Annotated in this window: 22 protein-coding genes (1 of these 22 only partly in view); 15 read left to right on the plus strand and 7 right to left on the minus strand. The window is 65.0% G+C overall.

Annotation, left to right across the window (positions count from 1 at the left end):
• Positions 1-1,902 (plus strand): cobaltochelatase subunit CobT, encoded by a 1,902-nt coding sequence (cobT, locus tag QM801_RS19090; protein WP_415020791.1) that lies wholly within the window; start codon positions 1-3, stop codon positions 1,900-1,902.
• Here the strand turns inward: cobT and QM801_RS19095 are convergent.
• Positions 1,899-2,744: an SAM-dependent methyltransferase gene (locus QM801_RS19095; protein ID WP_415020792.1), complete on the minus strand. Its 846-nt coding sequence runs from the start codon at positions 2,742-2,744 to the stop codon at positions 1,899-1,901. The two genes, cobT and QM801_RS19095, sit on opposite strands and share 4 nt — an antisense overlap.
• Between QM801_RS19095 and QM801_RS19100 the strand changes: the two genes are divergently transcribed.
• From QM801_RS19100 to QM801_RS19120, 5 genes are read left to right on the plus strand one after another with little or no spacing between them, the layout of a single operon-like run.
• Entirely contained in the window at positions 2,743-2,928 is a 186-nt protein-coding gene (locus QM801_RS19100; RefSeq protein WP_415020793.1) for a double zinc ribbon domain-containing protein, read from the plus strand. The two genes, QM801_RS19095 and QM801_RS19100, sit on opposite strands and share 2 nt — an antisense overlap.
• Positions 2,929-2,932: 4 nt before the next feature.
• The gene (locus QM801_RS19105; RefSeq protein ID WP_415020794.1) at positions 2,933-3,544 is read left to right on the plus strand and encodes a ComF family protein; all 612 of its coding nucleotides are present in this window, start codon (positions 2,933-2,935) and stop codon (positions 3,542-3,544) included.
• A 13-nt stretch (positions 3,545-3,557) separates the two neighbouring features.
• A complete protein-coding gene (gene grxC / locus QM801_RS19110) occupies positions 3,558-3,815 on the plus strand; it encodes a glutaredoxin 3 (protein WP_415020795.1) in 258 nt (85 codons plus the stop codon).
• Positions 3,815-4,633 (plus strand): carbon-nitrogen hydrolase family protein, encoded by an 819-nt coding sequence (locus tag QM801_RS19115; protein ID WP_415020796.1) that lies wholly within the window; start codon positions 3,815-3,817, stop codon positions 4,631-4,633. The genes grxC and QM801_RS19115 overlap by 1 nt, the downstream gene beginning before the upstream one ends.
• 21 nt (positions 4,634-4,654) lie before the next feature.
• Entirely contained in the window at positions 4,655-5,098 is a 444-nt protein-coding gene (locus QM801_RS19120; protein ID WP_415020797.1) for a DUF1178 family protein, read from the plus strand.
• A 58-nt stretch (positions 5,099-5,156) separates the two neighbouring features.
• Here QM801_RS19120 and QM801_RS19125 read toward each other — a convergent pair whose 3' ends face one another.
• Positions 5,157-5,957: a DUF305 domain-containing protein gene (locus QM801_RS19125; RefSeq protein WP_415020798.1), complete on the minus strand. Its 801-nt coding sequence runs from the start codon at positions 5,955-5,957 to the stop codon at positions 5,157-5,159.
• A 66-nt stretch (positions 5,958-6,023) separates the two neighbouring features.
• A complete protein-coding gene (gene ubiG / locus QM801_RS19130; RefSeq protein ID WP_415020799.1) occupies positions 6,024-6,806 on the minus strand; it encodes a bifunctional 2-polyprenyl-6-hydroxyphenol methylase/3-demethylubiquinol 3-O-methyltransferase UbiG in 783 nt (260 codons plus the stop codon).
• 172 nt (positions 6,807-6,978) lie between these two features.
• Between ubiG and QM801_RS19135 the strand changes: the two genes are divergently transcribed.
• Both QM801_RS19135 and ptsP read left to right on the plus strand, forming a co-directional pair.
• Positions 6,979-8,232, plus strand: coding sequence for an aspartate kinase (locus tag QM801_RS19135; RefSeq protein ID WP_415020800.1), 1,254 nt, complete (start codon positions 6,979-6,981; stop codon positions 8,230-8,232).
• A 134-nt stretch (positions 8,233-8,366) separates the two neighbouring features.
• On the plus strand, positions 8,367-10,631 hold the full coding sequence (gene ptsP, locus QM801_RS19140) for a phosphoenolpyruvate--protein phosphotransferase (protein WP_415020801.1): 2,265 nt from the start codon (positions 8,367-8,369) through the stop codon (positions 10,629-10,631).
• Positions 10,632-10,759: 128 nt separating this feature from the next.
• Here ptsP and QM801_RS19145 read toward each other — a convergent pair whose 3' ends face one another.
• On the minus strand, positions 10,760-11,191 hold the full coding sequence (locus QM801_RS19145) for a host attachment protein (protein WP_415020802.1): 432 nt from the start codon (positions 11,189-11,191) through the stop codon (positions 10,760-10,762).
• 194 nt (positions 11,192-11,385) lie between these two features.
• On the opposite strand from QM801_RS19145, the gene QM801_RS19150 reads away from it, so the two are divergent.
• The 5 genes from QM801_RS19150 to QM801_RS19170 all read left to right on the plus strand — a co-directional run bounded on the left by QM801_RS19150 (position 11,386) and on the right by QM801_RS19170 (position 16,203).
• Entirely contained in the window at positions 11,386-12,594 is a 1,209-nt protein-coding gene (locus QM801_RS19150) for a helix-turn-helix domain-containing protein (RefSeq protein WP_415020803.1), read from the plus strand.
• 13 nt (positions 12,595-12,607) lie between these two features.
• A complete protein-coding gene (gene dtd, locus QM801_RS19155; RefSeq protein WP_415020804.1) occupies positions 12,608-13,057 on the plus strand; it encodes a D-aminoacyl-tRNA deacylase in 450 nt (149 codons plus the stop codon).
• An 18-nt stretch (positions 13,058-13,075) separates the two neighbouring features.
• Positions 13,076-14,152, plus strand: a complete 1,077-nt coding sequence (prfA, locus tag QM801_RS19160; protein WP_415020805.1) for a peptide chain release factor 1 — start codon at positions 13,076-13,078, stop codon at positions 14,150-14,152.
• Positions 14,139-14,984: a peptide chain release factor N(5)-glutamine methyltransferase gene (gene prmC, locus QM801_RS19165; RefSeq protein ID WP_415020806.1), complete on the plus strand. Its 846-nt coding sequence runs from the start codon at positions 14,139-14,141 to the stop codon at positions 14,982-14,984. The genes prfA and prmC overlap by 14 nt, the downstream gene beginning before the upstream one ends.
• A 328-nt stretch (positions 14,985-15,312) precedes the next feature.
• Positions 15,313-16,203 carry a DUF4167 domain-containing protein gene (locus tag QM801_RS19170; protein WP_415020807.1) on the plus strand — a complete coding sequence of 297 codons (891 nt, stop codon included), beginning with the start codon at positions 15,313-15,315 and terminating at the stop codon, positions 16,201-16,203.
• Positions 16,204-16,218: 15 nt separating this feature from the next.
• Here QM801_RS19170 and QM801_RS19175 read toward each other — a convergent pair whose 3' ends face one another.
• Positions 16,219-17,028 (minus strand): formate/nitrite transporter family protein, encoded by an 810-nt coding sequence (locus QM801_RS19175; RefSeq protein ID WP_415020808.1) that lies wholly within the window; start codon positions 17,026-17,028, stop codon positions 16,219-16,221.
• A gap of 213 nt (positions 17,029-17,241) precedes the next feature.
• Between QM801_RS19175 and clpB the strand changes: the two genes are divergently transcribed.
• The gene (gene clpB, locus QM801_RS19180) at positions 17,242-19,860 is read left to right on the plus strand and encodes an ATP-dependent chaperone ClpB (protein WP_415020809.1); all 2,619 of its coding nucleotides are present in this window, start codon (positions 17,242-17,244) and stop codon (positions 19,858-19,860) included.
• On the opposite strand, the gene QM801_RS19185 is transcribed toward clpB, so the two are convergent.
• Positions 19,857-20,603: a hypothetical protein gene (locus tag QM801_RS19185; RefSeq protein ID WP_415020810.1), complete on the minus strand. Its 747-nt coding sequence runs from the start codon at positions 20,601-20,603 to the stop codon at positions 19,857-19,859. The two genes, clpB and QM801_RS19185, sit on opposite strands and share 4 nt — an antisense overlap.
• 76 nt (positions 20,604-20,679) lie before the next feature.
• Between QM801_RS19185 and QM801_RS19190 the strand changes: the two genes are divergently transcribed.
• Positions 20,680-21,045: an MmcQ/YjbR family DNA-binding protein gene (locus QM801_RS19190; RefSeq protein ID WP_415020811.1), complete on the plus strand. Its 366-nt coding sequence runs from the start codon at positions 20,680-20,682 to the stop codon at positions 21,043-21,045.
• Between the two features lie 107 nt (positions 21,046-21,152).
• Here the strand turns inward: QM801_RS19190 and QM801_RS19195 are convergent, their stop codons facing one another.
• Positions 21,153-21,866, minus strand: partial view of a M23 family metallopeptidase gene (locus tag QM801_RS19195; RefSeq protein ID WP_415020812.1) — the 3' portion only. Its footprint extends 924 nt past the window's final position; only the last 714 of its 1,638 coding nucleotides appear in the window; its start codon lies beyond the right edge, outside the window; its stop codon occupies positions 21,153-21,155.

Below are 21,866 nucleotides of genomic sequence, written 5' to 3' on the forward strand. Positions count from 1 at the left end.
ATGGCGCAAGGCAAGGACGATCGCGCCGAACGCTTCAAGGGTGTGCTCGGCACCGCCATGAAGACCATGGCGCTCGATCCGGAACTCAACGTGAGTTTCGGCAACGAGCAGCCGTCGCTCACCGGCCACAAGGCGCGCCTGCCGCAGGTGAACCAGAACGCCACGCCGCGCGACATCTCGATCACCCGCGGGCTTGCCGACAGTTTCGCGCTCCGCCTCTCGCACCATGCCGACAACGTCCACAGCCGCTACAGCCCGGTGGGCAAGACGGCGCGGGCCGTCTTCGATGCGGTGGAGCAGGCGCGCGTCGAGGCGATCGGCGCCAATGCCATGCCGGGGGTGAAGCAGAACCTCGGCGTGATGCTGGACGACCGCTACAGCCGCACCGTCATCAACCGCTCCACCAACCGGCGCGACACGCCGCTGGAAGAGGCGGTGGGCCTGATCCTGCGCGAGCGCCTGACGGGCGAACCGCCGCCGCCCTCGGTGAAGAGCTATGTCGATCTCTGGCGCCCGTGGGTGGAGGAAAAGGCCCATGACCAGCTCGATCATCTCAAGGAGGCGCTGAACGATCAGCAGGCCTTCGCGAGGCTTTCGCGCGAGCTGATCTCGGCCCTCGACATGGCCGACGAACTGGGCGAGGACCCGGACCAGGGCGACGACAACGAAGAGCAGGAAGCCGAAGAGGATCCGGGCGAGCGCAACGAGACGCCGGAGGGCCAGGAGCAGGAAAGCGAAACCCAGGCCGAGCAGATGGAGCAGGCCGAGGGCGAGAGCGAATCCGCCGAGATGGAGGCCCAGTCGGTCGAGACCGACGAGCAGCCCGACGACGACACGACCGACGAGAACACCGACGGCGAGGAACCTTTCCGCCCGCAGCTTCCCTTCTCCTCCAACACCAACGAGGATTTCTACAAGGTCTACTGCAACACCTATGACGAGACGGTGGAAGCGGAAGACCTGTGCGATGCCGAGGAACTGACGCGGCTCCGCGCCTATCTCGACAAGCAACTTGCCAACCTGCAGGGCGTTGTGGCGCGGCTCGCCAACCGCCTGCAGCGGCGCCTGATGGCGCAGCAGAACCGCTCCTGGGACTTCGACCTTGAAGAGGGCATGCTCGACACGGCGAAGCTGATGCGCGTCATCATCGACCCCATGCATCCGCTCTCCTTCAAGATCGAGAAGGACACCAAGTTCCGCGATACGGTGGTGACGCTGCTGCTCGACAATTCGGGCTCGATGCGCGGCCGCCCCATCACGGTTGCCGCCACCTGCGCCGACATCCTTGCCCGCACGCTGGAACGCTGCGGCGTGAAGACCGAGATCCTCGGCTTCACCACGCGGGCCTGGAAGGGCGGGCAGTCGCGCGAGAAGTGGCTCGCAGGCGGCAAGCCTGCCAATCCCGGCCGCCTCAACGATCTCCGCCACATCATCTACAAGGCCGCCGACGAGCCATGGCGGCGCGCGCGCCGCAACCTCGGCCTGATGATGCGCGAGGGCCTGCTCAAGGAAAACATCGACGGTGAGGCGCTGATCTGGGCCCACAACCGCCTGCTCGGGCGGCCCGAGCAGCGCCGCATCCTGATGGTGATCTCGGACGGCGCGCCGGTTGACGATTCCACCCTGTCGGTCAACTCCGGCAATTATCTCGAACGCCATCTCCGCCAGGTGATCACCGACATCGAGGGCCGCTCGCCCGTCGAACTCATTGCCATCGGCATCGGCCACGACGTCACGCGCTACTACAAGCGCGCCGTCACCATCGTCGATGCGGAAGAGCTGGGCGGTGCCATGACCGAGAAGCTGGCCGAACTCTTCGATGACAAGGTGACGCCGCAGAAGCCGGGCCGCCGTGCACCCAAGCCTGCCCGTGGTGCACCCAAGGGCCGCCGCGCCGCTTAATCCTTCTTGTCTTCTTCCGGAATGCGGAGCGCATCTGCCAGCCGCATCTTGGCCGAGCCGGGCTTCAACGGCTGCTGCTGCGAGGGGTGCGGCTTCCATGCCATGGCCCAGGCGACCTCGAGTGTCATCCGCACCCGGCCATCGCCATCGGCATTCGCTTCGGCATAGCGCTCCGCCACCCGTTGCAGGAGACGCCGCGAGGTGAAGGCGCTGCTCCGCCCGGCAAGAGGATTGGCAAAGCCGAGCGTCTTCACTTCAGCCATGAGGGCGAGCGCATTGTCGTAGCGGAGCGTCACACGGTCCATGTCGGCGACGGGGAGCGCGAGGCCTGCCCGCTGCAGGAGGCCGCCCGCCTCACGGAGATCGATCATCGGCGCCACGCGGGGCGAGACGCCGGGCAGCACCTCGCTCTCGGCGGCAAGCCAGGCCTCGCGCAACTCGCGCAGGGTGTCGCCGGCGAAGAAGGCGAAGAGGGCAAGACCATCGGGACGAAGGGCTGTTGCGGCTTGCGCAAGGTGGCCCGGCACATCGTTGATGGTTTGCAGGTCGAGGAGGCTGACGAGGCAGTCGATGCTGGCCTCGGGCAGGTTCACGCGGTCGTCAGGGGCAGGGGACAGCGTGCTGATTTTCAAACATTTTCCACCTTCATGCAGAACCTGAAGAGCCGCCTCCGGCCGGGCCGCGATCAGCACCGTCTCGGCGAAGCTTCGGTTGATCACGGCCATGCGCTCTGCCAGTTCCGCGGCGATGTGGCGGTCAAGCAGTGCCGCTACCTCGCCCGTTGCGGCAGCGATCCGGCGCGCGTGGACAGCGCGATCGAAGATATGGTTTGGTCCGTCCATGACGGATGAGCCGATAGCGGAAATTCCCTCCCTCAGCCAGCGCGGGCGTGCGCTTGCAGGTCTCGTCTGGCATGGCCTCGTCGACTGGCTGACACCGCCCAAGTGCGTGGCCTGCGCCACCGACGTGACGGCGGGCGCCACGCTCTGCCTCGCCTGCTGGCGGAGTTCTGAGCTTCATCGATGAACCGGTGTGCGAGGCGCTGGGCATTCCCTTCGAATATGATCAGGGCGAGGGGGCCCTCTCGCCTGCCGCCATGGCGGAGCCTCCGGCCTGGGACCGGGCGCGGGCGGCGGTGGCCTTCACCGAGACGGCGCGCCATCTCGTCCACCGCCTCAAGTACAATGATGCGCCAGAGGCCGGCCATGCCATGGCGCGGATGATGCTCGGTCCGGGGCGGAAGCTGATCGCCAGTTGTGATGCTCTGGTGCCCGTTCCGCTCCATGGCCGGCGGCTGTGGAAGCGGCGCTTCAATCAGGCGGCGGTGCTGGCCCAGGCCATCGCCCGCCACAGCGGCAAGCCCATGCTGCATGACGTGCTCGTCCGACTGTCAGCCACACGCTCGCAGGTGGGACTCACGGCAGAGGAGCGTCGGAAGAATGTGCGGCGGGCCTTCGCCGTGCCGCCCGAGACGCGGCCTGCCATCGAAGGGAAGGCGGTGCTCCTCATCGACGACGTGCGCACCACGGGCGCCACCGTGGAAGCCTGTGCCGCCGTCCTCAAGGCGGCAGGGGCGGCGCGGGTCGATGTGCTGAGCTTCGCCCTTGTGCTGACGCCAGCGCAGTTACATATTGAGGGCTGACGGAACCAGACCCATGCCCGAGATCACCATCTACACCACGCCGCTCTGCCCCTATTGCCAGATGGCCAAGGGATTGCTGCGCAAGAAGAATGCCGCCTTCACTGAAGTCGATGTCAGCGGCGACCCGGCCCTGCGCCAGACCATGACGGCCCGCGCCAATGGCCGCCGCACGGTGCCGCAGATCTTCATCGGCAACACCCATGTGGGCGGTTGCGATGACCTTCATGCCCTCGATGCGGCAGGCAGGCTCGATCCTCTCCTGGCCTCGTGATGAAGGTTGCCCTCGTCCAGATGCGGTCAAGCCGCGAGCCGGCGCGCAACGTCAGGGACGCCGAGGCGCTGGTGCGCGAGGCGGCGGCGACGGGTGCTGCCTACGTGCTCACGCCGGAAGTCTCCAACATCTTCGAGCCCGACAAGGCGCGGCTTCGCGCGGTGATCCGGAGCGAGACCGATGATCCGCTGGTGGCGAAATTCTCGGACCTCGCCAAGGAATTCGGGATTCACCTCCATGCGGGGTCGGTGGCGGTGAAGGCGGCTGACGGGCGCATTGCCAACCGTAGCCTGCTCTTTGGGCCCGACGGCAAGGTGATGGCGCGCTACGACAAGATCCATCTCTTCGACATCGACCTGCCGAACGGCGAGAGCTACCGGGAATCCGCCACCTATGCGCCGGGCGAAGAGGCGGTGCTGGTGCAGCTTCCGGAGGCAAGGCTCGGCTTGTGCATCTGCTACGACGTGCGCTTTCCCCGCCTCGCCAATGCCTATGCCGCTGCCGGCGCCGAGGTGTTGACCTATCCCGCCGCCTTCACCGTGCCCACGGGCGAGGCCCACTGGCATGTGCTGCTGCGCGCCCGCGCCATCGAGACCGGAAGCTTCGTGCTCTCCGCCGCGCAGGGTGGCGAGCATGACGGCGGCAAGGCCACCTATGGCCATTCGATCGCCATCACGCCCTGGGGCGAGGTGATCGCCGAGGCGGGCACGGAGCCCTGCGTCATCACCGCGGAAGTCAACCCGGCAGAGGTGGCGCTTGCCCGCCAGCGCATCCCGGCGCTTCGCAACGCCCGGGACTTCACCTTGAAATCGATCTGAGCGATTGCTACCTCAACGGCCATGATCCGCTACGATCTCATCTGTGACAAAGGCCACGCCTTCGACGGCTGGTTCTCGGACTCGGAGGCGTTCGAGACGCAGGCGAAGCGCGGCTTCGTGGAATGCACCACCTGCGGCTCCAGCAAGGTGGAGAAGCAGCTGATGGCGCCCCGCATCGCGGCCAAGTCGAACCGCAAGGCCGGCACCCAGCCGATGGTGGCCGCCGCGCCGGCGGATCCGCGCCTGCAGCAGATGATGCACATGGTGCGCGAGCTTCGGCGCCACGTGGAAGAAAATGCCGAGAATGTCGGCGACCGCTTTGCCGAGGAAGCCCGCAAGATCCATTACGGTGAGACGGAAGAGCGCGGCATCTACGGTCAAGCCACCCATGACGAGGCCCGTTCCCTTCTGGAAGAAGGGATCGAAGTCCATCCCCTGCCGCGCCTGCCGGAAGAGCGGAATTGAGCGCAACGAACGATCAAATCGGAACGATTTCAGAGAGAAAAGTTGCGCCAGAAATTCGCTACTGTGGCGGTGAGCCCGCCAGCAGCGTCTTCATCTCGGCGATTTCCTTTTCCTGACCGGCAATGATCTCCTGACAGAGCTGTTGGATGCGCTGGTCGGTGACGGGCGCCTGCCGGCACATCAGCACGGCCCCGGCATGGTGCGGAATCATCGAGCGCAGGAACTGCTCGTTGCCCACCGCCCACTGGCCGCGGATGGCAAACCAGAAGAGCAGCATGATCACCACCGCCACGATGCCGAGCATGATGTTGGCGTTGCGGCTGGGATACATCCGGCCCATGAGCAGCAGTTCGATCACCACCATGGGAGCCGCCATCAGCCCCGCCATGTAGACCTGGTTGAAGCTGTTGAAGACGTTGTCGCTGCGGTCCACCATCGCATACATCAGCCCGTACATGACGATGAAGGAGAGCACCGCCATTGCCATGAGCATCAGGTAGGGGCGGCCCTCGTCCATGGCGTCCGCTTCAGCGGCGCCAGGAGGATGGGTGTGCGCGTGAACCTCGCTCAGCTCCGGTGACGCGGTGACGCGATGCTTACCTTCGCTGCGGTGACGCCCTTCACTGCGGTGGCGCATATCGCGGCCGCCGCCTGCCCCTTGCGTGTCGGTGTGGGACTGGAAGGGTTCGTCCGCGCCGGTGCGGGGGTCTTCCTCCTCATCCTGCTTCGGCAGGATGGAAATGTTGGGCCGGTCCTCTGGCCGCTCGGTGATCGATTTGCGGTCGCTCGATTGCCCGGAGATTTTGGATTCGTGTTTCGAACCGGCCCTGGTTGCGCGCCGCGTCGTTGTTCTGGCCATGGCGAAGCCCTTTCCAAAAGCTGTCTGGAAAGGGGCTAACGCGAGGCTTTGCCTGCGGTTCCGGTTTCAGTTGGCCGGGCGCTTCTCGGCCACCAGCATGTAGTTGACGCCCATGTCGCGGGAGCGCCGCCAGGTGTTGGCGAGGGGATGATAGGAGACGCCGCTTTCGTCCTTCACCACGGCGCCGTTGGCGGAGAGCCAGCCCTTCAATTCGTCCGGGGTGATGAACTTCTCCCACTGGTGGGTGCCCTTGGGGAGCCAGCCCAGCACATATTCCGCGCCGACGATGGCGAGCGCAAAGGCCTTGCCGGTGCGGTTGATGGTGGCGACGAACATGAGCCCGCCGGGCTTCAGCATGGAGACGCAGGCCTGGGTGTAGGCGGCGGGATCGGCGACGTGCTCGATCACCTCCATGTTGAGGATGACGTCGAAGGTTTCACCCGCCCGGGCCAGGTCCTCTGCAAGGCCGACCCGGTAGTCGATGTCGAGGCCCATCTCCTGGGAGTGGACGCTCGCCGTCTTGATGTTCTTTTCGGAGGGATCGACCCCCACCACCCGGGCGCCCAGCCGGGCCATGGGCTCGCAGAGGAGGCCGCCGCCGCAGCCGATGTCGAGGATGCGGAGGCCCTCGAAGGGCTGGCGGGCGAGGGGGTCACGGCCGAGGCGGGCCGTCACCTGCTCCTTGATGTAGTCGAGACGGACCGGGTTGAAGACATGGAGCACCCCGAACTTGCCCTTGGGGTTCCACCATTCGGCGGCCATTTTGGAGAACTTTTCGACCTCGGCCGGGTCCAGGCTGGGCTGATGGGGCGCGGAAGTGCCGGAATTTCCTGCTGTATCGATTGTCATCTTGCCGTTACTCCAACTTTTCGGGCCCATTTCAGGACCGTTATATTGCATCGCACGGTCGCGTCCACTATGAGACGCCCCGACGCGCCCGCGGATTCCCTGCTTCACTCTAGATAAGGGGCCGAAATCGCATTGGATTTCAGGCAGCGTCCAGATGTGAGGGATTTGGCCCATGGGCCGTTTGGTGATGAAGTTCGGGGGCACCTCGGTTGCGGACATCGACCGCATCCGCAACGTCGCCCGCCACGTGGAACGGGAAGTGAAGGCGGGTAACCATGTCGCCGTGGTTGTCTCGGCCATGGCCGGCACCACCAACCAGCTCGTCGAATGGTGCCGCCAGGCCGCCGCCGTGCATGACGCCCGCGAATATGATGCGGTCGTTTCGACCGGCGAGCAGATCACCGCCGGCCTCCTCGCCATCGTGCTCCAGGACATGGGCATCCCGGCCCGCTCCTGGGCCGGCTGGCAGATCCCCATCGAAACCGACGGCGTGCATGGCGCCGCCCGCATGACCAATATCAACGGCGACGAAATCCTGAAGCGCATGGAGCAGGGCCAGGTGGCCGTGATCACCGGCTTCCAAGGGATCGGCCCCGACAAGCGCGTTTCAACACTGGGCCGTGGCGGCTCCGACACCTCGGCTGTCGCCGTGGCGGCAGCGCTCGATGCGGCCTGTGACATCTATACCGACGTCGATGGCGTCTATACCGCCGACCCGCGCATCGTCACCGCCGCCCGCAAGCTCGACCGCATCTCCTACGAGGAAATGCTGGAACAGGCCTCGCTCGGCGCCAAGGTCCTGCAGACGCGCTCGGTGGAACTCGCCATGGTCTACAAGGTGCCGCTGCAGGTGCGCTCGTCCTTCGAGCCGCCGGATTCGGCAAACCAGAACAAGCCCGACGGAACGGGCCCCGGAACAATCGTTTGCGATGAGGACAAGATCGTGGAACAGCATGTTGTAAGCGGCATCGCCTACTCGCGCGACGAGGCCAAGGTCTCGATCCGCCGCGTCAAGGACCAGCCCGGCGTCTCCGCCGCCATCTTCGGCCCCCTCGCCGAGGCCGACATCAGCGTCGACATGATCGTGCAGAACCTTTCGCCCGACGGCGCCTTTACCGACATCACCTTCACGCTGGCCCGCAAGGACCTGCGCAAGGCGATCGAGGTGATCTCGGCGATGAAGGGCAAGGTTGGCTACGAGGAAGTCGTGCACTCGGCTGACGTGGCCAAGGTCTCGGTCGTCGGCATCGGCATGCGCAGCCACGCCGGCGTGGCGGCGAAGATGTTCAAGTCGTTCGCTGACAAGGGCATCAACATCCAGGCCATCACCACCTCGGAAATCAAGGTTTCCGTGCTGATCGACGAAGCCTACACGGAACTTGCCGTGCGGGCCTTGCATCAGGCCTACGGATTGGACAAGAAGTAAGCATGACCAGCGCCAGCCCGCTCCCGCCCGTCCGCTGCCAGGCCGTCACGCCTGTCGCCGTGGTATGGCCGCGCGCAGGGCTTGTGCGCCGCGCCATGCGTTACCGGCACAAGCGCCCCTAAAGGACACGTCTCATGGTCAGTGCCACACTCGGCCCGCGTGTCCTCCTCAGACGGCTCCGGGAAGTGATGGCGGAGCCGGAGACAGCGCAGGTCAAACTCGACAAGATCGTCATGATCATCGCCGCCAACATGGTGGCGGAGGTCTGCTCGATCTACGTGATGCGGCCGGGCAACGTGCTGGAACTCTATGCTTCAGAGGGCCTCAAGCCTGAATCGGTCCACAAGTCGAAGCTGAAGACGGGCGAAGGCCTGGTCGGCGTCATCGCCGAGCAGGCGATCGGCCTCAACCTCTCCGACGCACAGAACCATCCCTCGTTCAAGTACCTCCCGGAAACCGGCGAAGAAATCTACCAGTCCTTCCTCGGCGTGCCGGTGATGCGGGGCGGCGCCGTGATCGGCGTTCTCGTCGTGCAGAACCGCACCAAGCGCAACTATTCCGAAGAGGAAGAAGAGGCGCTCCAGACCACCGCCATGGTGCTGGCGGAAGTGATCGCGTCCGGCGAATTGCAAGAAGTGGCGCGCGAGGTGGCAATCGACGTCGCCCACATGCGCAGCCACAATCTCCGCTTCGAGACCCTGGCGGAAGGCATTGCGCTCGGTCAGGTGGTGCTGCACGAGCCCCGCGTCGAGATCCACAATCTCATTGCCGAAAGCATTCCCCACGAACTGAAGCGCCTCGATACCGCGATCCAGCAGCTTCGCGAGCAGGTCGATGAACTGCTCGACGGTTCGGACGCCATGCGCGCCACGGATTATTCCGACGTGCTCGAGACGATCCGCATGTTCGCCCATGACAAGGGCTGGGTGAACCGCCTGCGCGATGCGGTGCAGACCGGCCTCACCGCCGAAGCGGCGGTGGAGCGCGTGCAGAACGACAACCGCGCCCGCATGATGCGCATGCAGGACGAATACCTGCGCGAGCGCATGCACGACCTCGACGACCTGTCGAACCGTTTGCTGCGCATCCTCACCGGCGCGGTTGCGACCGCGTCCCGCACCGATCTGCCGCAGAACGCCATCATCGTCGCCCGCAACATGGGGCCCGCCGAACTCCTCGACTATGACCGCAGCAAGATCCGCGGTGTCATCCTTGAGGAGGGCGGCAAGACCAGCCACGTCGCCATCGTGGCCCGCGCTCTCGGCATTCCCGGCATCGGCCTTGCCGAAGGTCTGATCGATCTCGTCGATCCCGGCGACAACATCATCGTCGATGGCGGTACGGGCGAAGTCTTCGTGCGCCCGAGCCAGGAGCTGGAACGGGCCTATGGCGAGAAGGTGCGCTTCTATGCACGCAAGCAGGCGCGCTATGCGGCACTCCGCGATCTTCCCGCCATCACCAAGGATAATTTCCCCGTCGAGCTGAACATCAACGCCGGCCTGATCGTTGACCTGCCGCATCTCCATGATTCGGGTGCGGCCGGTGTCGGCCTCTACCGCACCGAACTGCAGTTCATGATGGCGCAGCGCTTCCCGCGGCTCTCCTCGCAGGTGCGGCACTACAAGCAGATCCTCGAGCAGGCGCAGGGCAAGCCCGTCGTCTTCCGCACCCTCGACATCGGCGCCGACAAGACGCTGCCCTATCTCCGCCAGCCGCGCGAAGAAAATCCGGCGCTGGGCTGGCGCTCCATCCGCATGGCGCTCGACCGTCCGGCACTTCTGCGCCTGCAGCTTCGCGCGATGCTGATGGCGGGTGCCGGCCAGAGCGTGAAGATCATGTTCCCGATGATCGCCGATGTGGACGAATACCTGCAGGCCAAGGCCGCGGTCGACAAGGAGATCGATTATCTCAGGAAGCGCGGGCACGACCTGCCGAAGACGCTGAAGATCGGCGTGATGATCGAAATTCCCTCGCTCATCTGGCAGCTCGATCATCTGCTGCCGCTCGTCGACTTCGCCTCGATCGGTTCGAACGACCTCGTCCAGTTCCTCTTCGCCTCGGACCGCGGCAACCCCAAGCTGGCCGGACGCTATGATCCGCTGTCGCCTGCGGCTCTCTCGGCCATGCGGCTCATCGTCGAGAAGGGCCGCCAGCACGGCAAGAAGGTGACGCTCTGCGGTGAACTGGGCGGCCGTCCGCTCGAAGCCATGGGGCTTGTCGGCATCGGGCTGTCATCGATGAGCATGGTGCCGTCGGGTGTGGGTCCGGTGAAGGCGATGATCCGGTCGCTCGACCAGCAGAAGCTCTGGGCCTTCATGGAGCCCTTGCTCAAGTCGCCGCTGCATTCGCTGCGTGGCGATCTTCTCGAATTCGCCAACCGCCACGGCGTCGTCATCTGAAGCGGTGATCTGAAAATGACAAACCTCCCGCAGCCCCCTGCGGGAGGTTTTTGCACACAGGCCCGGCGCTTCCCCTCCGGGCGGTGCAAGGCCCCCTGGCCGCTTTCGCTACAGGGGGAGATGCCGGCTCACTGCAGCGGCATCTTCTCCTTCACGTGCTTCCACACCGTGGGATTGTCCTGGTGGGTGTAGTCGTGAACGATCTCGGCCACGATGTGCTTGTGGCTGTCCTTGTTCAGTGCCTTGCGCAGCACGCCCATGGCGACCGCGGGCGCCACCAGCACGATCTGGTCGCACTCCTTGCGGGCGATGCCCGTCTGCACGGTGGCGGCCAGCGTCGAGAGGAATTTGTCTTCGCCGCGCTTTTCGTCACTGGGCTTGTGCACCACCTCGTGGTGAACGCCGGCGGCGAGTTCGCCATGGTGATGGGCGAGGCGGGGATCATGCTTCGAGACCAGCGGCAGTTCGCTGACGCCCTCGTCGCGATGGCTGTTGAGAAGGATGCGGGCATGGGCGCCGTCGGCGACGACGATCCAGGTCTTGCGGGTTTCGTCCCTCATTCGGGAAGGTCTCCATGTTGTGTCGGATGAACTTTCGGCCCCCCGCCCGGTTCCCGCATTGATCGATGTCAAAGGTTAAATTCGGCAATGGGCAGGCCGCGTTAGGGCGATGTTCACCATTCCCGGTCCATTCTGCAGATTGGTTAGTCAGACGTTAAACGGGCGGCTCCGGCCGCACGGGTGGGTGAGTGAACATGGATCAGCGTTATTTGAACGATATCAACGGCGGCGTTTCCGGACACGATGAGGAGCAGCTGGCCGAACAGCCCGTCATGTCGCGCGAAAAGCCTGATGGCCTCACCGATCCTGCGGGAGAAGCGGGCTGGTATCTGGAGCGCGAGCGTGTGTCGCGCGGTCTCTCTCTGGAAGACATCGGCGCCTGCACCGGCATTCATCCCTATCACGTGGAAGCAATCGAATACGGCGACATGACCCACATGCCGCCGCGGCTCGAGGCGCTGGAAATGATCGCGGCCTACGCGGATTTCCTCGGCTTCGATCCCGATCCGCTGCTGCAGCACTACGCTTCGTTCCTGCCGCCCCCCGAAGTGGCGCCACGCCGCCATCCCGCCAACCCCGGCCCGATGATGAGTGCCAAGATCCTGCCCTTCGGCAAGTTCCCCAAGATTCCGGCGATTGATTTCAAGGCGATCAAGCTGCCGTCGCCGCCGACGATTCCGGGTGGACGGAACGGCATCGTGGCTTCGGTCATCGCCGTGCTTTTGCTGGCAGGCGGCGGCTACATGTATTCGGGGAGCGGCGATACCAGCGCACCCGCGCCCGGCCTCGAGCAGATGGCCGCCAACAGCGATCCCATGCCCACTGCCACCACGGGCACCGAGGCAGCTGACGTGAAGGTGACCGACAGTCCCATCGCCATGACCGAACCTTCGGAGCAACCGGTTGCCGGACAGGGCGAGACCGACGCCGATGCCGATGGTGACCAGACGGCCTCCGCCATCCCCGCGCCGGAAGCCGTGCCGGGTACGACCGAAAACAATGAAACCGGCGATCTCGGCGCCTTCATCGCCGAGCAGGTGGATGGTGCGGATGCGCCTGAAACCGTTTCCGCAACCTCGAAGCCCGTCGATCTTGCGACCGCCAATTCCGGCACCGGCAAGGTGTTCGGCAGCACCGACGACAAGGTGCACGTGGTGCTCAAGGCCACCAAGGCGATCTGGCTGCTGATCGAGGACGGCCAGGGCAATCGCGTCGCCACCCAGATGCTCAATCCGGGCGATGTCTACCGCGTGCCCAACCGCGAGGGTCTTGTGGCCATCGCGCAGGATGGCGGCGCACTCGTCTATTCCATCGATGGCGTGGAGAAGGGCGTGCTGGGCCAGCCGGGCTCTCTGCTCGCCGCAGAACCGCTCGATGTGAAGGCGCTCGCCGCCAAGGGTTGAGGTTTCTCGCGCCATGCGCGCTCTCGTGCAGCGGGTGTCGGAGGCGCGGGTCAGCGTCGATGGCGCCATCACAGGTGAAATCGGCCGGGGTTTTCTCGTGCTCGTCTGCGCCATGCAGGGCGACAGCGAGGCCGAGGCCCAGTGGCTGGCCCGCAAGATCGCGGCCTGCCGCATTTTCCGCGACGATCAGGGCAAGATGAACCTGCCGCTTTCGGCGGTGGAGGGGGCGGTGCTGGCGGTGAGCCAGTTCACCCTTGCCGCCAATGGCTGTGAAAGCGGTAACCGCCCCGGCTTCTCGGCCGCTGCCGACGCCGCCACGGGAAAAAGGCTTTACGAACACTTCTGTGCGGCGATGGCAGGCGAGGGCCTGACGGTGGCGCGCGGCGTTTTCGGGGCCGACATGAAGGTGGCGCTGGTCAACGAGGGGCCGGTCACGATCTGGTTTGATACGGCGCTCCGATGATTGTAGAGAGCGCCCGTCATGGCCTCTCTTCCCCTCGAAAAACTCGACCGCATCCTGGAACGCTTCGCTGCCGTGGAACACGGCCTGTCGAGCGGGGCGACCGGCGAAGCCTTTGTGAAGCTCTCGAAGGACTATGCCGAGCTGGAGCCCGCCGCCAAGGCAGCGCGGGAATTGCGCAGCGCCTATGACGAACTGAAGGGCCTCGAGGAAATGATTGCGGCGGGTGGCGAGCTTGCCGCCATGGCGGGCGACGAGCGCCCTTCGCTCATTGCCCGCATCACCGACCTCGAACACACCATGCGGCTCATGCTGCTGCCCAAGGATGCTGCCGACGAACGCGACGTCATCCTTGAAGTGCGCGCCGGCACGGGCGGCGACGAGGCCGCGATCTTTGCCGGCGATCTCTTCCGCATGTACCAGCGCTATGCCGCAGCCCAGGGCTGGCGGGTGGAAGTGATTTCAGCGAGCGACGGCGAGCATGGCGGCTACAAGGAAATCATCGCCAACATTCACGGCGCGGGTGCCTATGCGAAACTGAAGTTCGAGTCCGGCGTGCACCGGGTGCAGCGCGTGCCCGATACGGAAACGCAGGGCCGCATCCATACCTCCGCCGCAACCGTCGCAGTGCTGCCGGAAGCCGAGGAAGTGGACATCAAGATCGAGGATAAGGACCTCCGCATCGATGTCTACCGCTCGTCAGGCCCCGGCGGGCAGTCGGTGAACACCACCGACAGTGCGGTGCGCGTGACGCACATTCCGACCGGCATCTCGGTGGCCCAGCAGACGGAGAAGTCGCAGCTCAAGAACAAGAACATGGCGATGAAGCTGCTGCGGGCGAGACTCTACGAGATCGAGCGTGAGCGCATCGATTCCGAGCGCAGCGCGGCGCGAAAAGGTCAGGTGGGCTCGGGGGACCGCTCGGAGCGCATCCGCACCTACAACTTCCCGCAGGGACGCCTCACCGACCATCGCATCAACCTCACGCTCTACAAGCTGCCGGAGATCATCGAGGGTCCGGCGCTCGAGGAAGTGATCTCGGCGCTCATCTCACACCATCAGGCTGAACTCTTGGCCGCCGAAGATGCCCGGACCTGAGACCATCGCCGCCGCACTCGCTGCGGCGCGGGCGCGGCTGGTGGCGGCCGATGTTCCGGATGCCACAACGGATGCGCGGCTCCTCATGCAGCACGTGCTGGCGTGCGATCATGCTGGATTGATCCTTGCGGGCGAGCGATCTCTCACTGTTGCAGAGCGCGCGGCCTTTGAGGCGCTGCTCTCGCGCCGCCTCGCGCATGAGCCTGTCTCAAAGATCCTGGGCGAGCGGGAATTCTACGGACGGTTGTTCCACGTCACGGCGGATGTGCTGGACCCCCGCGCCGATACGGAAACCCTGATTGACGTTGCTCTGGAACAGCCCGCCCGCCGGGTGCTGGACCTGGGCAGCGGCAGCGGCGCGCTCATCGTCACGCTCCTTGCGGAATGGCCGGAGGCCACGGGCGTGGCCGTCGATCTCTCGGAGACGGCGCTGGCCGTGACGGCTGAGAATGCCCGCCGCCTCGGTGTGGCAGAGAGGCTCACGCTTCTGCAGGGAGAATGGTTCGCGCCCGTCTCGGGGCAATTTGACCTCATCCTCTCCAACCCACCCTATATCCCGACCGCCGAGATCGCCGGGCTCGAGCCCGATGTCCGGGAGCATGACCCGCTGCTGGCGCTCGATGGCGGGGCAGACGGGCTTTCCTGCTACCGGGCGATTGCCGGGGCCGCCGCCCCCCACCTTGCGCCCCAAGGCCGGATCATCGTGGAAATCGGGGCCGGGCAGGGGCCCGATGTGGCCCGGATCTTCGCCGCGGCGGGCTTCCGGCAGGGGGCGGAGCGGCGGGACCTGGGCGGCCATGTCCGTGCACTTCTCTTTACCTTCCCCGCATGAAATTCCGGACAGTCCGGGGAAAAGGACCCGGAAAGCCCTTGGAATCGCCACGGGGTTCCGCTATCTAACTCCCGTACCCCCTGCCTTTTGAGACTGTTCAGCCGAAAGAGCCGGGTTTTGCTCCCATAAACCAGCGAAATCCGTATCCCAGTGTAGACAGACCAGGCGATGGCATGTGCCCGATGAGGTCACGTACGGCGGTGGCAGGGAACACTCGCAGGACAACGTGATTGCCCAGTCTATTTGATTTTCGACTCGCCCTTCCCGGAACCGGACGTTGCATACGCGCGCCACGGGAAAACGAAGGCCTGTCGTTCCAGGACCGAACATGAGACCCGGACAGAACAATTTCAAGAATCGCAACCGCAACCGTAATCGCCGCCATGGTGGCGGTGGAGGCGGCGGTGGCGGCGGTGGTGGAAATCCCGGCAACCGGGTGCTCGATTCGAACGGGCCGGACGTCAAGCTGCGCGGCACCGCGCAGACCATCGCCGAAAAATACATGCAGCTCGCCCGCGATGCCGCCTCTGCCGGCGACCGTGTGATGGCTGAGAGCTATTATCAGCATGCGGATCATTATTACCGTCTGTGGCTCGCCGCCCAGCCGGCCGGACAGCCGATCCAGTTCTCGCGCCGCCTCGATGAGGACGTCGAAGATCTCGACGGCACCGAAGGCGAAGAGGATGCAGCCGAAGCCGCCGACGGCGCAGAAGCGCCCGATGCCGCGCCAGCATCCGGTGAAGCCCATGCCGCCGAAGGCGAGGCCGCACCGGCCGGAGACGACCAGGGCCAGCGCAATGCCCGCCCGCGCGACAACCGCGAGCAGGGCAACCGCGATCAGCAGGGCGGCGGCCGTGACCGCTTCCGCAACCGCTGGCCGCGCCGTGGAGACCGCAATGGGCAGGAGCAGCGCGAGGGCAATGGCCAGGCCGCTGAAGCGTCGGGTGACGAGAGCGAGCGCCCGGAACGCCCCGAGCGTGCCGAACGATCAGAACGTCAGGAGCGTCCCCGCCGCGAGCGCAGCGAAGCTGCCGCCGGTGACGAGAACGCCAAGGATTGGGAAGCACCGTCTTTCCTCAAGCGTCCGGTGCCTGCCGTCAACGGTAGCGAGGCTGCCGAGGGTGAGGCCGGAGCCGGTGAACGCCGTCCCCGTGGCCGCCGTCCGCGCTATGGTGAAGAGGGCGTGACGCCCAACGAACCTGCGGCTGGCGACGAGTAAGACTTTTTCAGCGCATCATTTCGGTGGGCCATAGGCCAGCCGGTAGGTGAGGGCGACACCGCCCGCGCCACCGATGATATTGCCGATCGTGACCGGAACCAGATTGTGGAGATAGCTGGCGAGCGTGATATCCGCGCCCGCCGCGTATCCCGCAGCAATCAGGTACATGTTGGCGATCGAGTGCTCGTAGCCCATCAGCACGAAGCCCGCGATGGGCAGCAGCACGGCGAAGATCTTGTCGGTGACACTTCGCGCCGCAAAGGTGAGCCACACCGCAAGGCAGACCATCATGTTGCAGAGGATGCCGCGCACCAGCGCCTCCGGCATGCCGATTGTCACCTTGGCGAGCGCAAGCTTGCGCGCGGTTTCGCCGACGGGTCCGGCGAAGAGGCCGCTTGCCCCCATAAGAAGGGCAATCAGCGTTGCCCCCACGAGATTGCCCATGAAGGAGAAGGCCCAGTTGCGGAGCAGGCCCGCGCCCGAGATCTTGCGGTCGACCCAGGCGAGCACCACGAGGGCATTGCCGGTGAAGAGTTCGGCCCCCGCCACCACCACCAGCACGAGGCCGAGCGAAAAGACGAGCCCGCCCAGGAGGCGCGTGGGGCCGTAAGCGAGGTCAGTGCCGGTCACCACAGCGGTGAAGGCTGCCGCCCCCAGCGCAATGAAGATCCCCGCCATGACCGAGAGGACGGCCAGGGGCTGGGCGTGGAGGGCGGCCTTGGTGACGCCAGCCTCCTCGATCCGCCGTGCCACTTCGGCAGGGCGGAAGGCATCGAGGCCGGTGGGGTCGCGGCGGGGTTCGGGGGCAGGTGCATCGGCAGCCATGGTGGAAACTCCCTCAGGTCGGCACAATTTTAGGAGGGTAAGGACGGTGGCTCCATGATTGGGGTCAATCCCCCGCGCGATGCCGCCGCAGGGTGTTCCGGGGTTCTTGTCAGGGGAGAATCCCTCCCCATATCTGACCCAAGTTGAGCCGTTGACGGCGTTTCTGAAGGTGCCTTCGGGGCCTTGGGGAAGCGTGCCGAGGAGGAGTACAGAATGGATTTCGAGAAATATACGGAGCGGTCGCGGGGCTTCATCCAATCCGCGCAATCCCTTGCGCTGCGGGAAGGTCACCAGCGCTTTACCCCTGAACATCTGCTGAAGGTCCTGCTGGACGACGAGGAAGGCCTCGCCGCCGGCCTCATCCGCGCCGCGGGAGGCGATCCCCGCCTCGCCCTCAAGGAGACCGAGCTTGCGCTCTCCCGCCAGCCCAAGGTGTCGGGCGGTGGCGCCGGGCAGGTCTATCTCGCCCCTGAAATGGCGCGCGTCTTCGACGCCGCCCAGAAGATCGCCGAGAAGTCGGGCGATTCCTTCGTGACGGCGGAACGCCTGCTGCAGGCGCTGGCGCTCGAGCAGAGCGACGCCGCCAAGGCCCTCAAGACCGCCAACGTGACGGCCCAGGGCCTCAACAAGGCGATCAACGACATCCGCAAGGGCCGTACCGCCGACACGGCGTCGGCCGAGCAGGGCTATGACGCCCTCAAGAAATATGCCCGCGACCTCACCGAGGCGGCACAGGCGGGCAAGCTCGATCCGGTCATCGGCCGCGACGAGGAAATCCGCCGCACCATCCAGGTGCTGTCGCGGCGCACCAAGAACAATCCCGTGCTGATCGGCGAACCCGGTGTGGGCAAGACGGCGATTGCCGAAGGCCTCGCCCTCCGCATCATCAAGGGCGACGTGCCGGAAAGCCTGAAGGACAAGAAGCTGCTTGCGCTCGACATGGGCGCGCTCATCGCGGGCGCCAAGTATCGCGGTGAATTCGAAGAGCGCCTCAAGGCGGTGCTCTCGGAGGTGACCTCTGCGGAAGGCGGCGTCATCCTTTTCATCGACGAAATGCATACGCTGGTGGGTGCAGGCAAGGCCGATGGCGCCATGGATGCCTCGAACCTGCTGAAGCCCGCGCTGGCGCGCGGCGAACTGCACTGCGTGGGCGCTACGACGCTCGATGAATACCGCAAGCATGTGGAGAAGGACGCAGCCCTTGCCCGCCGCTTCCAGCCCGTCTTCGTCGACGAGCCGACGGTGGAGGATACGATCTCCATCCTGCGCGGCATCAAGGAGAAGTACGAACTGCATCACGGCGTGCGCATCACCGATGCTGCGATCGTGGCCTCTGCGGTTCTCTCCAACCGCTACATCACCGACCGCTTCCTGCCCGACAAGGCCATCGACCTGATGGATGAGGCGGGGTCGCGGCTCCGCATGCAGGTTGATTCGAAGCCGGAAGAACTGGACGAGTTCGACCGCCGCATCATGCAGCTGCAGATCGAGCGCGAGGCGCTGAAGAAGGAAGACGACACGGCCTCCAAGGACCGGCTCGGCAAGCTCGAGAAGGAGCTGGCTGATCTCGAGGAGAAGTCATCCACCCTCACCCGCAAGTGGCAGGAGGAGAAGGACCGGCTTGCTGCGTCCTCGAAGCTCAAGGACGAACTCGACCAGGCGCGCACCCAGCTCGAGCAGGCACAGCGCAAGGGCGATTTCGCCAAGGCAGGCGAGCTTGCCTACTCGCGCATTCCGGAGCTGGAAAAGAAACTGAAGGCCTCGGAAGAAGCCTCCGGCCACAAGCTGGTGGAAGAAGCCGTGACCGACAAGCACATCGCGCAGGTGGTGTCACGCTGGACCGGCATTCCCGTCGACAAGATGCTGGAAGGCGAGCGCGAGAAGCTCTTGCAGATGGAACTGGCGCTGGCGAAGCGTGTCGTCGGACAGTCCGACGCCGTGGCGGCGGTCGCAACCGCAGTGCGCCGCGCGCGGGCCGGCCTCCAGGACCCGAACCGGCCCATCGGCTCGTTCATGTTCCTCGGCCCCACGGGCGTGGGCAAGACCGAACTGACCAAGGCGCTGGCCTCGTTCCTCTTCGACGACGAACACGCCATGGTGCGGATCGACATGTCGGAATACATGGAGAAGCACGCGGTTTCGCGGCTGATCGGGGCTCCTCCGGGCTATGTCGGCTACGACGAGGGCGGCGCTCTCACCGAAGCGGTGCGGCGGCGGCCCTATCAGGTCGTCCTCTTCGACGAGATCGAGAAGGCGCATCCCGACGTGTTCAACGTGCTGCTGCAGGTGCTCGATGACGGCCGCCTGACCGATGGCCAGGGCCGCACCGTGGACTTCAAGAACACGCTGATCATCATGACCTCGAACCTGGGGTCGGAGCATCTGGTGCGTCTCGCGGAGGAGCAGGACGTGGACGAGGTGCGCGATGAAGTGCTGGAGGTGGTGAAGCGCGCCTTCCGGCCCGAGTTCCTGAACCGCGTCGACGAGATCATCCTGTTCCACCGTCTGAAGCGGCAGCACATGGGGGCGATTGTCGACATTCAACTCGGCCGCCTGCAGAAGCTGCTCGCCGACCGCAAGATCACCGTCACGCTGTCGGAGGAAGCCCGCAACTGGCTCGCCGACAAGGGTTACGATCCGGCCTATGGCGCACGCCCGCTGAAGCGTGTGATCCAGAAGGCGGTGCAGGACCCGCTGGCGGAGGCGATTCTTGCCGGTCGCGTGCAGGATGGCGAAGAAGTGAAGGTCACCGTGATCAACGGCAAGCTCGCCCTCAACGGGGTGATCGACGGCGAAGTGGCCGTGCCGAGCAACGTGGTGACGCTGCACTAAGCCGTGACAGGCCGGGCCGCCGTCTTTTCTTCCGCCATCATGTAGGCGCGGGAGAGAATGACGGCGGTCATCGCGATCTGGTAGGCGCCAATCACGTTGTTGAGCAGGGCTGCGAAAATGGCGACCGCATCAACGCCGCCCGCCGGAAAGAACGTGCCCTCGGGCTGCATGTACTTCCCCAGAAACATCATCGCACCCACCATGACCGCGGAGAGCACGCCAAAGCTGACGAGGAGGCGCGGGAAGGCGTAACCGAAGCTGTGCGAGGCGCGCCCCGCTGCACGGGTGAAGCGCTTGTCGCCATTGAGCACGGCTGCAGGCAGCATGGTGCCCCACACCGCAAAGACAACAGTGAAAGTGAGAACGGCAACGAGTCCGAAGACGAGGAACGTCTGGGCGGTGTCATAAGACTGGACCAGCATCACAAACAGAAGAAGGAACGGCAACACGCTTGCCAGAAGGCCGAGGCCGATCCCGCGCATGACGAAGGGAATGACGGCTTTCTCGGCGCCGCTGCCCTTCAGGCTGAGGCTCACGTCCATGTTCCGCAGGACGGTCAGGTGCGCCGGAATGGCGAGCCATGCGGCGGTCACCGTTTGTGCAACAATGAGGCTGCTGCTGCCGCCCATGTGTTCCTGGGCAAAACCAAGCAGCATCATGATGGCGACATAGACCAGCACGGCGGTGCGATTGCGCTGGAGGATGGTCCACGCGCTGAGCCAGATTCCCGGTTGCGATGTCATGATGTGCCCCGTGTGTGCCCCGTGTCCCGCTGAATTCTGCTTGTCAGAATGACTGGCTTCACCTTTGCTGACCATCATGAATACTTCCCGTTACAATGAATTCTGTGGGCGGTTGCCGCACACCTTCTACGTGGTGCAGTGGGGCGGCGCGCATGTCTGGAAGGTGGGTGGCGCCAAGGGCAAGGTTTTCGCCATCGCCTCGGAAGAGGAAGGCGGGGCACTGCACGTCACGTTCAAGTGCTCGCAGATGAGCTTCGATCTGTTGAAGGAGATGGCGGGGGTGAGGCCTGCGCCCTATCTCGCCTCACGCGGCATGCTGTGGCTGCAGCGGACGGATGCCCGCAGCCTCGATGATGCGGCGTTGTGCGACTACATCCGCGAAAGCCACAGGCTGGCAGCGGCCAACTTGCCCAAAGGCGTGCGCGAAAAACTGAAGCTTTAGCGCAACGGACGATCAAATCGGAACGATTTGAGAGAGGAAAGTTGCGCCAGCTTTCTTGCGCATCTTTCGCGTCGCAAGTGGTGTCCACTTGCTCGCACGATGCGCTGTTATTGCCCGGCCTGGGCGACCTGTGCCGAGGACGGCGCAGACTGCATCATCGCAACAACGCGATCCTTGATCACCCGGAAGTTCTCGAGGTCCTTGCCGGCCAGCTGGCGGCCACCGGTTGCCTTGATCGTGGTCGGGTTCACAGGACGGTCGCTCACGCGGACTTCGTAGTGGAGATGCGGACCCGTGGAGCGACCGGTGGTGCCCACGTAGCCGATGATCTGCCCCTGGTTGACGGGGACGCCCGGACGGATGCCGGCAGCAAGGCGCGACATGTGGGCGTAAAGCGTCTTGTACTTGGCGCCATGCTTCAGCACGACGGCGATGCCGTAGGCGCCGTGGCGGCCCGCGAGATCGACGACGCCGGCACCGGCGGAGCGGATCGGCGTACCCGACGGCGCACCGAAATCGACGCCGGTGTGCATCTTGGAGTAGCCGAGGAGCGGATGGCGGCGCATGCCGAAGCCAGACGTAAGGCGGGCACCGGAAATCGGCGTCTTCAACAGGGCGCGCGAGGCGCTGCGGCCGTTTTCATCGTAGTAGTCGGTGCGGCCATCCGAGGTGGTGAAGCGGTAATAGGTCTGGGTTTTGCCGCCATAGGTGAGGGTGGCGTAGTGCAGAACCTTGCGCTTGCTGGAGGAGCCGGTGAGCGGCTTGCCGAAGAACATCTCGTAGGAATCGGACGGCTGCAGCTGGCGCTGAAGGTCGACGTC

It is taken from the genome of Aestuariivirga sp., assembly GCF_047600585.1.
GTDB lineage: Bacteria > Pseudomonadota > Alphaproteobacteria > Rhizobiales > Aestuariivirgaceae > Aestuariivirga.

Excerpts from the sequence above, each read along its gene's own strand:
- QM801_RS19185 (WP_415020810.1), bottom strand. The coding sequence starts at position 20,603 with ATGACATCGCAACCGGGAATCTGGCTCAGCGCGTGGACCATCCTCCAG.
- QM801_RS19170 (WP_415020807.1), top strand. The coding sequence starts at position 15,313 with ATGAGACCCGGACAGAACAATTTCAAGAATCGCAACCGCAACCGTAAT.
- clpB (WP_415020809.1), top strand. The coding sequence starts at position 17,242 with ATGGATTTCGAGAAATATACGGAGCGGTCGCGGGGCTTCATCCAATCC.
- grxC (WP_415020795.1), top strand. The coding sequence starts at position 3,558 with ATGCCCGAGATCACCATCTACACCACGCCGCTCTGCCCCTATTGCCAG.
- QM801_RS19125 (WP_415020798.1), bottom strand. The coding sequence starts at position 5,957 with ATGGCCAGAACAACGACGCGGCGCGCAACCAGGGCCGGTTCGAAACAC.
- QM801_RS19135 (WP_415020800.1), top strand. The coding sequence starts at position 6,979 with ATGGGCCGTTTGGTGATGAAGTTCGGGGGCACCTCGGTTGCGGACATC.
- ptsP (WP_415020801.1), top strand. The coding sequence starts at position 8,367 with ATGGTCAGTGCCACACTCGGCCCGCGTGTCCTCCTCAGACGGCTCCGG.
- QM801_RS19150 (WP_415020803.1), top strand. The coding sequence starts at position 11,386 with ATGGATCAGCGTTATTTGAACGATATCAACGGCGGCGTTTCCGGACAC.
- ubiG (WP_415020799.1), bottom strand. The coding sequence starts at position 6,806 with ATGACAATCGATACAGCAGGAAATTCCGGCACTTCCGCGCCCCATCAG.
- QM801_RS19115 (WP_415020796.1), top strand. The coding sequence starts at position 3,815 with ATGAAGGTTGCCCTCGTCCAGATGCGGTCAAGCCGCGAGCCGGCGCGC.
- QM801_RS19190 (WP_415020811.1), top strand. The coding sequence starts at position 20,680 with ATGAATACTTCCCGTTACAATGAATTCTGTGGGCGGTTGCCGCACACC.
- prfA (WP_415020805.1), top strand. The coding sequence starts at position 13,076 with ATGGCCTCTCTTCCCCTCGAAAAACTCGACCGCATCCTGGAACGCTTC.
- cobT (WP_415020791.1), top strand. The coding sequence starts at position 1 with ATGGCGCAAGGCAAGGACGATCGCGCCGAACGCTTCAAGGGTGTGCTC.
- QM801_RS19175 (WP_415020808.1), bottom strand. The coding sequence starts at position 17,028 with ATGGCTGCCGATGCACCTGCCCCCGAACCCCGCCGCGACCCCACCGGC.
- QM801_RS19120 (WP_415020797.1), top strand. The coding sequence starts at position 4,655 with ATGATCCGCTACGATCTCATCTGTGACAAAGGCCACGCCTTCGACGGC.
- prmC (WP_415020806.1), top strand. The coding sequence starts at position 14,139 with ATGCCCGGACCTGAGACCATCGCCGCCGCACTCGCTGCGGCGCGGGCG.
- dtd (WP_415020804.1), top strand. The coding sequence starts at position 12,608 with ATGCGCGCTCTCGTGCAGCGGGTGTCGGAGGCGCGGGTCAGCGTCGAT.
- QM801_RS19095 (WP_415020792.1), bottom strand. The coding sequence starts at position 2,744 with ATGGACGGACCAAACCATATCTTCGATCGCGCTGTCCACGCGCGCCGG.
- QM801_RS19100 (WP_415020793.1), top strand. The coding sequence starts at position 2,743 with ATGACGGATGAGCCGATAGCGGAAATTCCCTCCCTCAGCCAGCGCGGG.
- QM801_RS19145 (WP_415020802.1), bottom strand. The coding sequence starts at position 11,191 with ATGAGGGACGAAACCCGCAAGACCTGGATCGTCGTCGCCGACGGCGCC.